This window comes from Kitasatospora sp. NPDC056076 (assembly GCF_042266305.1).
Taxonomy (GTDB): Bacteria; Actinomycetota; Actinomycetes; order Streptomycetales; family Streptomycetaceae; genus Kitasatospora.
In genome coordinates this window covers 284,595-297,979 of record NZ_JBHJWG010000001.1, presented here as the reverse complement: position 1 = coordinate 297,979, position 13,385 = coordinate 284,595, and the positions used below count along the sequence as shown (strand labels likewise).

Below are 13,385 nucleotides of genomic sequence, written 5' to 3'. Positions count from 1 at the left end.
TCAGACGGTCCCGGGGAACGTACGGCCCCACGGCTGGGTCCAGAGGATCCCCTGATCGCTCACGACGTCGACCGTCACGCCGTTCTTGGCCAGGTCCCGCTTGATCCGCTCCCCCACGGAACGGTCGGCGGTCAGGATGGTCGGCGTCGGGTGCGGCGCGGGGAGCTTCTCGATGGCGCCCTTCAACCTGCCGAGGGAGCGCTGGTAGTCCTCCTCCTTCGCCTGCGGACCGCCGATGCCCACCCAGTGGATGTCGTACAGCGCCTTCATGTCACCGCCGCGCCGGTTCATCAGCGAGGCGAGCCAGGTGGCCTTGAGGTTCTTGACCTCGTCGTTGGAGACCAGCGCGATCACCGGTCCGTCGCTGCGCAGGGCCCGCAACCCGTCCATGCCCTTGGGGCCCATGTCGGTCTCGGCCTCGCCGCGGCTCCAGACCACCAGCGGGTTGTTGGACCACGCGGAGGGAGCCTCCTTGGTGGCCAGGAAGCCCCACTGCACGTTGGCGAAGAGACTCAGCGCGGCGGCGACCGTCAGCCCGGAGAGCGCGAGCTCGCCCAGGCGCCGGCTCAGCGTGTTCCCGGTGCCCCGGTGGGGTGTCTGGAGGACCGCCCCGACCGCGCCGATCGACACCAGGGCGACCACGACGCCCACCGCCGTCATCTTGTGGAAGTAGTACGAGTACTTCTCGATGGTCTGCAGCTGGTAGACCGCGAAGGCGCTGAGCAGGCCGCCGGTGCCGAGCAGCACCGCCAGGTGCGCCCGCCCGGTGGCGGTGCGGCGGTTGCGCGGCATGGCCGCCGCCAGCAGGCCGAGCAGCCCGCCGCCGATCAGGATCGAGCGGTCCGCGGCGACGCTCGGGCCGCTCATGTTCGAGGCGTCGGCGACGTTCAGGTCGCCCATCACCGACAGGACGCTCGGCAGCGCGGCCACGCCCAGCGCGCACGCCAGTGCGCCGAGCGTCCACCACCAGCGCCCGGCGAACCTGCGCCGGTGCACCACCAGCGCGCCCAGCAGCGGCACGCCGACGAACGCGCCGTAGATGTTGTACGTGTAGGTGACGGAGATCAGCCCGGCGGAGGCGGCCAGCACGAACTCGGTGCGGCCCATCGCCGGCCGGATCAGCACCGCGAAGGCGAGCGCGATCAGCAGCAGGCCGATGAAGGTCGAGTCGAAGCCGTGGACCAGCAGGTCCAGGTAGTTGGTGGAGAACATGATCGCGCCGACGGTCGCGCAGACCGCCGCCGCCCGCCAGCCGCGCAGCCGCGGCCCGCCGATCCAGCGCGCCGCCCAGACCAGCACGGTGCAGAACAGCGCGTACGCCACCAGCAGGTACAGGAAGTACCGGTTCATGGTGTGGATCATGTCGCCGGGGTCGGCGGCGGAGTGGACCAGCCCGTCGATCCAGGCCAGCAGGAAGTGCGAGCCCTGCGGGTAGGTCACCTCGGACGGCGGGATCAGGTAGGACCTGGCGGCGTCCTGGTGGAGGAAGGCGAAGCCCCCGACCCCCTGGATGCCGGAGAAGAAGGAGAAGTGCGAGAGCCGGTCCTCCGCCGTGGCGAAGAAGGCGACCCGCTCCGCGGCCGACGCACCGGCGACCGGGTGGAACAGGTAGTGCCACATCCCGGCGAAGGTGCCCACCACCAGCAGGTCCGACCAGCGGAAGCGCAGCGGCAGCCGGGGGGCGCGCCGGGCGGCCCATGCGGCCGTGGTCAGCACGCTGAACAGCACACCGCTGGTGGCCGTCGGCGACAGGCCCCAGGGCCAGAGCGAGAAGGCCAGGCCGAAGGCCAGCACCGCGCCGACCAGGATCAGCCCGGCGACGAAGAGCCGGTCGAGCAGCACACCGCCGACCCTGATCACGGCGGCGACCGCGAGCAGCAGCAGCGGCAGCAGCACGACGCCCAGGTGCAGCGCGACCAGGCCGGCCGGCACCAGCCAGGACAGGGCGAGCCCGCCTGCCAGGACGAACGGGTTGCGCCGCGGCCGTCTGCTGTCGGCGGGCGGGGACGGCGGTCCCGGTGGCACGGTTCTGTGCCCGGTCTCGCTGTCGGGTGAGCTCTGTATGGTCGACACGGTGCCGTGCCCCTCCGGTCAAGTCCCTGCCGCCCGTCTCCCCCCTACCGGGTCCGGACTTCCGCCACCGTCTGCGGGCAGGCTGCAAGCGCCCAGCATACCGAGGGCCCCATTGGTCCAGACCTCCCAGGGGCCCTGTGGGCCGCCTGCGAACCACCGGGCGCGCACACGGTCCGTCGGCCCCGGGAACGCCGGACGGTCGGCGGTGGAGCGGATCCCCTGGTCAGGCCTCGGAGCGGTCCGGCTGCCCGGCGGATCCGCCCCGGAAGACCCAGACCTTCAACAGGACGAACCGGGCGACCGTGGCCAGCCCGTTGGCGACGACCAGCCCGCCGACCTCCACCGGCCGGGAGGCGTCCGGCACCACCCGGTCGAGCAGGGCGAGCACCCCGGAGCTGAGGCCGAGCCCGATCAGGAAGGCGACGGCGCCCTGCAGCTGGTGGCGGACCATCCCCTGCGAACCGACCACCCCGAAGGTGAAGCGCCGGTTGGCGGCCGTGTTCGCCACCGCGCTGACCGCCAGGGCGATCAGGTTGGCCGCCTGCGGGTCGGTGAACCGCCGCGCGACGACGAACAGCCCCAGGTAGAAGACGGTGCTGAGGACGCCGATGACCAGGAAGGACGGCAGCTGGCGGCGGGCCCCGGAGGCGGGCCCGACCGGCTCCTCGGTGAGCGTCACCGGCCCCGGCCCCGCTCGTCGTCGTCCTCGGCCGAGTCGTAGCCGACGAAGTAGGTCGGGCGGTTCTGCACCGCCGAGTAGATCCGGCCCACGTACTCCCCCAGCAGCCCGACGCAGATCAGCTGCACCCCGCCGAGGAAGAGCATCCCGATGAACAGCGAGGACCAGCCGGGCACCGTCGAGCCGAGCGCGTACGAGACGGTGGCGTGGATCCCCAGCGCGATGCAGACCACGAAGCTGACCAGGCCGAGGTAGGTGGCCAGCCGCAGCGGGGCGGCGGAGAAGTTGGTGATGCTGTCCAGCGCGAGCCGCACCATCTTGGACAGCGGGTAGTGGGTGCCGCCGGCGACCCGCTCCTCGCGGACGTAGACGACCTCGCCGCTGGGGAAGCCGAGCCACGGCACCAGCAGCCGGTAGACCGGCTGGTGCTCGGGCAGCTGCTTGAGGGCGTCCACGGCGGCCCGGCTGAGCAGCCGGAAGTCGCCGGCCTGGTTGGGCATCCGCTTGCCGACCAGCCGGCGCATCAGCCAGTAGTACGCGCCCGCGCTGCGGCGCTTGAAGGCGGTGTCGGTGCCGCGGTCCCCGCGCACGCCGTAGACCACGTCGAGGCCCTGTTCGCGGGCCAGGTCGAGCATCTCCGGGATCTTCTCCGGCGGGTCCTGGAGGTCGGCGTCGATGCTGACCACGTAGTCGCCGATGGCCCGGTGGATGCCCGCGGTGAGCGCGGCCTGGTGCCCGGAGTTGCGGGCGAAGCGGACGATGCGGAACTCCGGCCAGTCCTGCCGGATCTTCTGCATCAGCACGGGGGTGGCGTCCCGGCTGCCGTCGTCCACGCCGACGACCTCGTAGTCGACCCCCAGCCCGTCCAGGATCGGGCGCAGTCGCTCGACGGTGAGCGGGAGCGCCTCCTGCTCGTTGTAGATCGGCATCACGACGGACAACAGCGGTGCCGTAGACATGCGATGGATCCCACTTTCCGCGACGGCGGGACTGGATGGTGAGCCGACCATAACAGTCGGCCATGAGCTGCCCGTGAGAGGAAGTGCGCCCAGGTGAGCGCGGGGTTAGACGCCGAAGGGCCCCACGCACCGCAAGGTGCGTGGGGCCCTTCGGACGAGCCTGACGGGGCAGGCAGGTCAGAGCACCAATTACTTGATGATCTTGGTGACCTGGCCGGCGCCGACGGTGCGGCCACCCTCACGGATGGCGAACTTGAGGCCCTCCTCCATGGCGATCGGCTGGATCAGCGCGACGGTCATGGCGGTGTTGTCGCCCGGCATGACCATCTCGGTGCCCTCGGGGAGGGTCACGACGCCGGTCACGTCCGTGGTACGGAAGTAGAACTGCGGGCGGTAGTTGTTGAAGAACGGGGTGTGGCGGCCACCCTCGTCCTTCGACAGGATGTAGGACTGGGCCTCGAAGTCGGTGTGCGGCGTGACCGAACCCGGCTTGATGATGACCTGGCCGCGCTCGACGTCCTCGCGCTTGATGCCACGGAGCAGCAGACCGACGTTCTCACCGGCCTGGCCCTCGTCGAGCAGCTTGCGGAACATCTCGATGCCGGTGACCGTGGTGGTGGTCTTGGTCTCCTTGATGCCGATGATGTCGACAGTCTCGTTGACCTTGAGGATGCCACGCTCGATACGACCGGTGACGACGGTGCCACGACCGGTGATCGTGAAGACGTCCTCGATCGGCATCAGGAACGGCTGGTCCACGGCGCGGGCCGGGGTCGGGATGCTCTCGTCGACCGCGTGCATGAGGCCGAGGAGCTTCTGGCCCCACTCGGCGTCGCCCTCGAGGGCCTTCAGCGCGGAGACGCGGACGACCGGCAGGTCGTCGCCCGGGAACTCGTACTCGGAGAGCAGCTCGCGGACCTCGAGCTCGACGAGCTCCAGGATCTCCTCGTCGTCCACCATGTCGGCCTTGTTCAGGGCGACGACGATGTACGGGACGCCGACCTGGCGGGCCAGGAGGACGTGCTCCTTGGTCTGCGGCATCGGGCCGTCGGTGGCGGCGACCACCAGGATGGCGCCGTCCATCTGGGCGGCACCGGTGATCATGTTCTTGATGTAGTCCGCGTGACCCGGGCAGTCGACGTGGGCGTAGTGGCGCGCCTCGGTCTGGTACTCGACGTGCGCGATCGAGATGGTGATACCGCGCTGACGCTCCTCCGGGGCCTTGTCGATCTGGTCGAACGGCGTGAAGGGGTTGATCTCCGGGTACGCGTCGTGCAGCACCTTGGTGATGGCCGCGGTCAGCGTGGTCTTGCCGTGGTCGATGTGACCGATGGTGCCGATGTTGACGTGGGGCTTCGTCCGCTCGAACTTCGCCTTGGCCACTGAGTCCTCCTGAGGACAGTTCCTGTACGCCGTGCTGACGTCAGTTGGTCTTTGATACGGGCCCGGCCTGGGTGCCCGAAGCACCTCTCGCCGCCCCGTGGTTGGGGGCCGGAGGCCCTGGGAGGATCCGGACGGATCCTCCCAGGTCGCCTCCTAAGAGCCTAAGGGGTGTGAATCATCCCGAATATCGGGAGGTCACTCGCCCTTGGACTTGGCGATGATCTCCTCAGCCACGGCCTTGGGGACCTCGGCGTACGAGTCGAACTGCATCGAGTAGCTCGCGCGACCAGAGGTCTTGCTGCGCAGGTCACCGACGTAGCCGAACATCTCGGAGAGGGGCACCAGCGCCGTGACGACGCGGGCACCGTGACGCTCGTCCATGGACCGGATCTGGCCACGGCGAGAGTTGATGTCGCCGATCACGTCGCCCATGTAGTCCTCGGGCGTGGTGACCTCGACGGCCATCATCGGCTCGAGGAGGACCGGCTTGGCCTTCCTCGCGCCTTCCTTGAAGGCCATCGAACCGGCGATCTTGAACGCGAGCTCGGAGGAGTCGACGTCGTGCGACTGGCCGTCGAGCAGGCTCACGCGGACACCCTGGAGCGGGTAGCCGGCGAGGATGCCGAACTCCATGGCCTCCTGGCAACCGGCGTCGACCGACGGGATGTACTCCCGCGGGACGCGGCCACCGGTGACCTTGTTGACGAACTCGTAGCCCTCGGCCTGCTCGAGCGGCTCGATCGCGATCTGCACCTTGGCGAACTGACCGGAACCACCGGTCTGCTTCTTGTGGGTGTAGTCGATGCGCTCGACGGCCTGACGGATCGTCTCGCGGTACGCGACCTGCGGCTTGCCGACGTTGGCCTCGACCTTGAACTCACGCTTCATACGGTCGACCAGCACCTCGAGGTGCAGCTCGCCCATACCCGCGATGATGGTCTGGCCGGTCTCCTCGTCCGTGTTGACCTGGAAGGACGGGTCCTCCTCGGCGAGACGCTGGATGGCGACACCCAGCTTCTCCTGGTCACCCTTGGACTTGGGCTCGATCGCGACGCGGATGACCGGGGCCGGGAAGTCCATGGACTCCAGGATGACCGGGCTCTTCTCGTCGGACAGCGTCTCACCGGTGGTGGTCTGCTTGAGGCCCATGACGGCGACGATGTCGCCGGCGCCCACCGACTCGATCTCCTCACGCTTGTTCGCGTGCATGCGGTAGATCTTGCCGATGCGCTCCTTCTTGCCCTTGACGGCGTTCAGCACCGAGGTGCCGGACTCCAGGCGGCCGGAGTAGATCCGGACGAAGGTGAGCTTGCCCAGGTGCGGGTCGGACATGATCTTGAACGCCAGCGCGGCCAGCGGCTCGTCGTCCGAAGCCTTGCGGGAGATCTTGGTCTCCGGGTCGTTCGGCTTCGTGCCCTCGACGGACTCGATGTCCAGCGGGGACGGCAGGTACTTGACGACCGCGTCGAGCAGGGGCTGAACGCCCTTGTTCTTGAAGGCGGTACCGCAGAAGATCGGGGTGAAGTCCGAGTTCAGGGTGCCCTTGCGGATCGCGTCCTGCAGCAGCTCGACCGGGATCTCCTCGCCCTCCAGGGCGAGCTCCATGATCTCGTCGCTGACGTTGGAGACGGTGTCGATCAGCGTCTCGCGGTACTCGTCCGCCTGCTCCTGCAGCTCGGCCGGGATGTCGACGATGTCGTACATCTCGCCCTTGGCGGCCTCGGCCGACCAGATCAGCGCCTTCATGCGGACCAGGTCGACAACGCCCTGGAAGTCCGCCTCGGCACCGATCGGGAGCTGCATCACCAGCGGGGTGGCGCCGAGGCGCTCCACGATGGTGTCGACGCAGAAGAAGAAGTTCGCGCCCGTGCGGTCCAGCTTGTTGATGAAGCAGATGCGCGGGACGCCGTAGCGGTCAGCCTGCCGCCACACGGTCTCGGACTGGGGCTCGACACCGGCGACACCGTCGAACACCGTCACGGCACCGTCGAGGACGCGCAGCGAACGCTCCACCTCGACGGTGAAGTCGACGTGACCCGGGGTGTCGATGATGTTGATGGTGTGGTCGGCATCGTCGACGGTCCAGTGACAGGTCGTCGCGGCCGACGTGATCGTGATGCCGCGCTCCTGCTCCTGCTCCATCCAGTCCATGGTGGCAGCGCCATCGTGGACCTCACCGATCTTGTACGACACGCCGGTGTAGAACAGGATCCGCTCGGTGGTGGTGGTCTTGCCCGCGTCGATGTGCGCCATGATCCCGATGTTGCGGACCTTGGCGAGGTCAAGGGAGGTTGCAGCCATGGTGGCTCGTTCTCTCTCTGTCTAGTGACGGGGTAGGGACTACCAGCGGTAGTGCGCGAAGGCCTTGTTGGACTCGGCCATCTTGTGGGTGTCCTCGCGACGCTTCACGGAAGCGCCCAGGCCGTTGCTGGCGTCGAGGATCTCGTTCATCAGGCGCTCGGTCATGGTCTTCTCGCGACGGGCGCGGGAGTAACCGACCATCCAGCGCAGCGCCAGGGTGCTGGCGCGGCCCGGACGGACCTCGACCGGAACCTGGTAGGTCGCGCCACCGACACGGCGGGACTTGACCTCGAGGGCCGGCTTGACGTTCTCCAGCGCGCGCTTCAGCGCGACGACCGGGTCCGAGCCGGTCTTCTCACGGACGCCCTCGAGGGCGCCGTAGACGATCCGCTCGGCGGTGGAGCGCTTGCCGTGCAGCAGGATCTTGTTGACCAGCTGGGTGACGACAGGGGAGCCGTAGACCGGGTCGATGATGACCGGGCGCTTCGGGGCGGGGCCCTTACGAGGCATTCTTACTTCTCCTTCTTGGCGCCGTAGCGGCTGCGAGCCTGCTTGCGGTTCTTGACACCCTGGGTGTCGAGCGAACCGCGGATGATCTTGTAGCGGACACCAGGAAGGTCCTTCACACGACCACCGCGCACCAGCACGATGGAGTGCTCCTGCAGGTTGTGGCCCTCGCCCGGGATGTAAGCGGTGACCTCGATCCCGCTGGTGAGGCGCACACGGGCGACCTTACGAAGCGCCGAGTTCGGCTTCTTCGGGGTGGTCGTGTACACACGCGTGCAGACCCCACGGCGCTGCGGGGAGCCCTTCAGCGCGGGAGTCTTGTTCTTCTCGACCTTGTCCTGCCGGCCCTTTCGGACCAGCTGCTGGATCGTAGGCACCGTTTCTCCGTTTTCTGTGTGCCAAGGCTTGGTGGAACTAACCTGCGGTGTCTCCCTTGCACACAACCCCGTGGTCGACCCACGCGGTCGGGTGTGTTGGGCTTTTTCCGACACGGAATCCCATGGCTGATGTACAGCGACGGCGCTCTACGCGCGGCGCGCTTTGAGGCGCTCCGGCTCGGCGCGGCGACCGGTGTGCATGCACGCACAAGGACCCGGGGACACCCCAGGCACAAGGTCAGAGCGTACCTAGCGCATGGGGCTCGGTCAAAACAAATGCAACGCCGCAGGTCGCGGCCTTCGGCCGGGTGTCGCCCCGGTGTCCCGTACGCGACCGGCCGGTGTCGGGCCGCCCTCCACCCGCTCTACCACAGTCGGCGGGCACCCGCCAGCGGGGCGGCCGGGGCGACGGGCGGCCTGGGCGACCCGGGCGGCCTAGGAGGCGATGCCCAACATGATCACCAGCAGCCAGAAGGCGCCGCCCAGGTAGCCGAGCACCAGGCCCAGCACCGCCGCCCAGTCCCCGTCCATGTTGCGCTCGCGGATCTGCTGGCGGGCGAGGTGGCCGGTGATCACCGCGGGCACCACCGGCAGAGCCAGGAAACCGGTCAGGCCGCACACCAGGGAGACCACTGCCAGCACGCTGGTGGGCCGGGCCTGCGGCACCGGCGGCGGCACCAGGAAGGTCGCCGGGACGGGCTGCGCGGCCTGCAACGGCGCCGCCATCGGTCCGGACGGCAGGTCGGCCACCAGCGCGGCCAGCTCGCCGTAGGTCACCGCCCGGGCCGCCGCCTCGTGGCGCTGCCCGTACTCCTCGACGGACAGCCGGCCCTCGGCGAACCCGGCCTTCAACACGTCCACCGTCCGGTCCCGGTCGGCGTGGCTGGCCCGCATCACCGACTGCGGGGTCGGCGCGGCCTGCCAGCCGGCCGCCTTCCGGCCGTACCGATCGGTGGGGCGGGACTCGCCCCACGGTTGAACGGACATCCGCCACCTCCCGGGCGCCGCGGCACCCCCGCGCGCTCACTGGTCCTCATAGTGCAGGACGAACCGGGGAACTGAGTAGTTGCCGAATCGGACCGGCAGCTCCCGGAGACCGTCGCCGGGCGGCGCGCCCCACCCGTTCGGCGGACAGGCTCAGGGGATGCTCAAAGCGGGCGACAGCCCGTCGGGCCGGTGCCAGGCTGGCTCCGGAGCGCCCCGCCACCGCGCGTCCACCCACGACCAGAGACAGAAGGCCGCCATGCAGGCGTCAGAACCGTCGCCCTCCGAACCGACCGCCGCCGGCCGGCCCGGACCGGGCACCCCGTCCGCCGTCAGCATCCAGGGGCTGTGGAAGCACTTCGGCACCCAGGCCGCCGTCGCCGGGCTCAGCCTGGAGCTCCCGGCCGGGTCGTTCATCGGCCTGGTCGGGCCGAACGGCGCCGGCAAGACCACCACGCTGTCCATGGCCACCGGCCTGCTCCGGCCCGACCAGGGCACCGTGCTGGTGCACGGCACCGACGTCTGGGCCGACCCGGTCACGGTCAAGGCCCGGATCGGCATCCTGCCCGAGGGCCTGCGGATGTTCGAGCGGCTCAGCGGGCGCGAACTGCTCCAGTACACCGGCCGGCTGCGCGGCCTGCCCGGCGCCGAGGTGGACCGCCGCGCCGAGGAACTGCTGGCCGTCCTGGACCTCCGCCGGGACGCCGACAAGCTGGTCGCCGACTACTCCACCGGCATGCGCAAGAAGATCGGGCTGGCCGCCGCGCTGCTGCACAACCCCGACGTGCTGTTCCTGGACGAGCCCTTCGAGGGCGTGGACCCGGTCTCCGCCCAGACCATCCGCGGCGTGCTCAAGCGGTACGCGGCGGCCGGCTCCACCGTGGTCTTCTCCAGCCACGTGATGGAGCTGGTCGAGCAGCTCTGCGACTGGGTCGCCGTGGTCAACGCGGGCCGGGTGATCGCCCAGGGCCCGCTGGACGCCGTCCGCGGCGGACGCAGCCTGCACGCGGCCTTCCTGGAGCTGATCGGCGTCCGCGAGGACGACGGCCAGGCCCTCGGCTGGCTCGGCGGCGGACGCACCGGGGACACCCGGTGACCGCCGCCACCGCGCCCGTCACCGCCGTACCCGACGACCGGACGGTGGTCCGCGGCCTGGTCGCGCTCAAGCTGCGGCTGCTGCGCAACGGGCTGCGCCGCAGCCGGGGCCGGGCGGCCGTGTACGTCCTCGGCGGCGTCCTCGGCCTGGGCTTCGCGGGCCTGATCGCCTTCGGCATGGCGATGCTCAACGGACGCTACGAGGGCTCCGGCAACACCGGGGTGATGCTGGCCGGCGTGCTCACCCTGGGCTGGGCCGCGCTGCCGCTGTTCCTGTTCTCCAGCGACGAGAGCGCCGACCCGACCCGGCTCACCATGCTGCCGCTGCGGCCCGGCCCACTGCTGCGCGGTTCGCTGCTGGCCTCGCTGATCGGGCCCGGCCCGCTGATCAGCCTGGTGCTGGTGACCGGCGCGGTGCTGTCCGGCGCCACCGGCGGCGCCGCGGCCGCCACCGCGGTGGTCGCCGTGCCGCTCGCCCTGCTCTGCCTGGTCACGCTGTCCCGGGCGGTCGCGGCCGGGAACGCCCGGATGCTCTCCAGCCGGCGCGGCAAGGACTTCGCGATCTTCGGCGGGCTGGCCTTCGCCCTGCTCGTCCAGGGCGCCAACGTCGGCTCGCAGAGCATCTTCGGCCGGCAGCACGGCCAGGACATCGACCTCGGCCCGCTCAGGCCGATCGCCGCGGTGCTGCGCTGGATCCCGCCGGTCAGCGCCGTGGACGCCCCCCGCAGCGTCGGCGCGGGCGAGTACGGGGCGGCGCTGCTCCAGCTCGCCGCGGCCGGTGCGCTGCTCGTCCTGCTGCTGCGCTGGTGGCGGGGCAGCCTCCAGGAGCTGATGGTCACCGCCGACTCCTCCACCCTGGAGGTGGCCCGCGGGGTGCAGAGCGCCCGCGGCTGGCGCTTCCTGCCGGAGGGCCGCACCGGCGCGGTGATGCAGCGCCACCTGCGGTACGCCTGGCGCGAGCCGCGGGCCAAGGCCGCGCTGTTCACCAGCGTCGGGATGACGCTGGTGATCTGCCTGCTGTCGGTGGTGCAGGGCTGGTCGAGCGTCTACCTGCTGGCGATGACCGGGACCTTCCTCGGGCTGCAGATGCTCAACCTGTTCGGCATGGACGGCTCGGCGTTCTGGATGGTCGCCGCCACCCTGCGCACCCCGGCCGACGCCCGGGACGAGCTGCGCGGCCGGGCGTACGCGGTGCTGTCGTACGCCGTGCCGGTCACCGTGGTGCTCGGGCTGGTGCTGGCCGCCGTCACCGGCGACTGGAGCGGGCTGCCGTCCGCCCTCGGCCTCGCGCTGGCGGTGCTCGGCGGCGGCATCGCGCTCGGCTCGGTGTTCAGCGTGCTCGCGCCGTACACCATGCCCGCCGACAGCAACCCGATGCGCAACGCCGCCCCCGGGCAGGGCGGGCTGATCCTGCTCAACCAGTTCGGCTCGATGCTCGGCGTCGCGGTGCTCTCCCTGCCGGTCGGCGGCTACCTGCTCTGGGCACTGCTCTCGGACGGGCCGACCTGGCCGCTGCTGCTACTCGGCCCGGCCTACGGCGCCCTGGTCGCCACCCTCGGCATCCGGCTGGCGGCCCCCCGGCTGCTGGAGCGTGTGCCGGAGATCATGGCCAAGGCCATCGAACGGTAGCTCGGTCGGCCCGGCCGCTCCGGCATCATGGGCCGGAGGGGCGGGGCCGTCGAGGAGAGCAGGGACACACCGTGGGCAAGCGCGCGCAGCAGGGCGACGGGAACGCCGGGCCGCTGCTGGAGCAGGCGGTGCGCTCGGTGCTCACCGCCCCCGACGAGGGGCTGGACCTCGCCCTGGACACCGGGGCCTCGCTGCTGGCCGCCTCGGCCGGGCAGTGGCCGGCGGTCAGCCGGTCGGTGCTCGGGTACGCGGACACCGCGGTGGGCCGCTGCTGGTCCGCCGGCTGGCGCCCGGCCGACCTGGTGCGGGTCGTACGGCGCGGGCTCAAGCCCGTCCACCTGGCCCTCGCGGTGGACCTGATCGCCGCCGAGGCCCGCCGCCACCCCGCCGCCGCCCTGGACCGGCGCTGGCAGGAGCAGCTGCGCGAGCTGGAGGCCGAGGTCTGGTGGCCCGCCGACGAGCAGTACCTCGGCGCCTTCGCCCACCGCCACCGGCTGGACCGCTTCGCGCTCGCCACCGCCCTGCTGGAGCTGCTGCGCAGCTGGGGCCGGCTGCCCCCGATCGCCCCGGTCGGCCCCGCCCCCGGGCAACAGGGGCCGGTGCGGCGCCCGGCCGGGCCGCAAAATCCCGGGGCGTCGGCCGGGGAGCCGCGGATGCTGGCCCGGATCCGGGCCCTGCTGGCCAAGGCCGAGTCCACCGAGTTCCCGGAGGAGGCCGAGGCGCTGACCGCCAAGGCCCAGCAGCTGATGGCCCAGCACAGCATCGACGACGCGCTGCTGGCCGCCGCCGGGGCCGACCGGAACACCCCGGCGGCGCTGCGGATCGGCGTGGACAACCCGTACGAGGGGCCCAAGACGATGCTGCTGGACGCGGTCGCGGCGGCCAACCGGTGCCGGGTGGTGTGGGCCAAGGAGTTCGGCTTCTGCACCGTGATCGGCTTCGACGGGGACCTGGACGGCGTCGAACTGCTCTACACCTCGCTGCTGGTGCAGGCCACCCACGCGCTCAACAAGGCCGGGTCCGGAAAGGACTCGCGCAGCAAGGCGTTCCGGCAGTCCTTCCTGGTGGCGTACGCGGCCCGGATCCGCGAGCGGCTGACCGCCGCCACCGAGCGGGCCACCAGCGCCGCCGCGGCCGGCCGCCACCTGCGCGAGGACGGCACCGAGGAGCAGCTGCTGCCCGACGAGCGGCTGCTGCCCGCGCTGGCCGCCCGCTCGGCGGCGGTGGACGACGAGGTCGGCCGGCTGTTCCCGAAGCTGGTCTCCCAGCGGGTCCGGGTCAGCGACGGCGAGGGCTGGGCGGCCGGGCGGGCCGCGGCCGACCGCGCCGCCCTGCACGGGCGGGGCGAGATCCACAACCGGCCGCCCGCCTGATAGAAACGACCCGCCACGAACGAAG

Annotated in this window: 11 protein-coding genes; 3 read left to right on the top strand and 8 right to left on the bottom strand. The window is 71.0% G+C overall.

Annotated elements, in window-relative coordinates; translation table 11 throughout:
- From ACFC1T_RS01415 to ACFC1T_RS01380, 8 genes are all read right to left on the bottom strand, one after another.
- Complete coding sequence (locus ACFC1T_RS01415; protein WP_375882065.1) at positions 1 to 2,073, bottom strand: hypothetical protein; 2,073 nt, start codon at positions 2,071 to 2,073, stop codon at positions 1 to 3.
- A gap of 223 nt (positions 2,074 to 2,296) precedes the next feature.
- Positions 2,297 to 2,752, bottom strand: coding sequence for a GtrA family protein (locus tag ACFC1T_RS01410; RefSeq protein WP_375882063.1), 456 nt, complete (start codon positions 2,750 to 2,752; stop codon positions 2,297 to 2,299).
- Complete coding sequence (locus ACFC1T_RS01405) at positions 2,749 to 3,711, bottom strand: glycosyltransferase family 2 protein (RefSeq protein ID WP_375882061.1); 963 nt, start codon at positions 3,709 to 3,711, stop codon at positions 2,749 to 2,751. Before ACFC1T_RS01405 ends, ACFC1T_RS01410 begins: the two co-directional genes overlap by 4 nt.
- A 189-nt stretch (positions 3,712 to 3,900) precedes the next feature.
- On the bottom strand, positions 3,901 to 5,094 hold the full coding sequence (gene tuf, locus ACFC1T_RS01400; RefSeq protein ID WP_375882058.1) for an elongation factor Tu: 1,194 nt from the start codon (positions 5,092 to 5,094) through the stop codon (positions 3,901 to 3,903).
- A gap of 195 nt (positions 5,095 to 5,289) precedes the next feature.
- Positions 5,290 to 7,395: an elongation factor G gene (gene fusA, locus ACFC1T_RS01395; protein ID WP_375882056.1), complete on the bottom strand. Its 2,106-nt coding sequence runs from the start codon at positions 7,393 to 7,395 to the stop codon at positions 5,290 to 5,292.
- A gap of 39 nt (positions 7,396 to 7,434) precedes the next feature.
- Positions 7,435 to 7,905 carry a 30S ribosomal protein S7 gene (gene rpsG / locus ACFC1T_RS01390; RefSeq protein WP_148644378.1) on the bottom strand — a complete coding sequence of 157 codons (471 nt, stop codon included), beginning with the start codon at positions 7,903 to 7,905 and terminating at the stop codon, positions 7,435 to 7,437.
- Between the two features lie 2 nt (positions 7,906 to 7,907).
- Positions 7,908 to 8,279 carry a 30S ribosomal protein S12 gene (gene rpsL / locus ACFC1T_RS01385; RefSeq protein ID WP_014144289.1) on the bottom strand — a complete coding sequence of 124 codons (372 nt, stop codon included), beginning with the start codon at positions 8,277 to 8,279 and terminating at the stop codon, positions 7,908 to 7,910.
- A gap of 435 nt (positions 8,280 to 8,714) precedes the next feature.
- Complete coding sequence (locus tag ACFC1T_RS01380; protein ID WP_375882052.1) at positions 8,715 to 9,266, bottom strand: DUF1707 and DUF4190 domain-containing protein; 552 nt, start codon at positions 9,264 to 9,266, stop codon at positions 8,715 to 8,717.
- Positions 9,267 to 9,522: 256 nt separating this feature from the next.
- On the opposite strand from ACFC1T_RS01380, the gene ACFC1T_RS01375 reads away from it, so the two are divergent.
- The 3 genes from ACFC1T_RS01375 to ACFC1T_RS01365 all read left to right on the top strand — a co-directional run bounded on the left by ACFC1T_RS01375 (position 9,523) and on the right by ACFC1T_RS01365 (position 13,360).
- The gene (locus ACFC1T_RS01375; protein ID WP_375882050.1) at positions 9,523 to 10,359 is read left to right on the top strand and encodes an ABC transporter ATP-binding protein; all 837 of its coding nucleotides are present in this window, start codon (positions 9,523 to 9,525) and stop codon (positions 10,357 to 10,359) included.
- Positions 10,356 to 11,987, top strand: coding sequence for a transporter (locus tag ACFC1T_RS01370; protein WP_375882048.1), 1,632 nt, complete (start codon positions 10,356 to 10,358; stop codon positions 11,985 to 11,987). Before ACFC1T_RS01375 ends, ACFC1T_RS01370 begins: the two co-directional genes overlap by 4 nt.
- Before the next feature lie 71 nt (positions 11,988 to 12,058).
- Positions 12,059 to 13,360: a DUF2786 domain-containing protein gene (locus tag ACFC1T_RS01365; protein ID WP_375882045.1), complete on the top strand. Its 1,302-nt coding sequence runs from the start codon at positions 12,059 to 12,061 to the stop codon at positions 13,358 to 13,360.
- Positions 13,361 to 13,385: the final 25 nt, after the last annotated feature.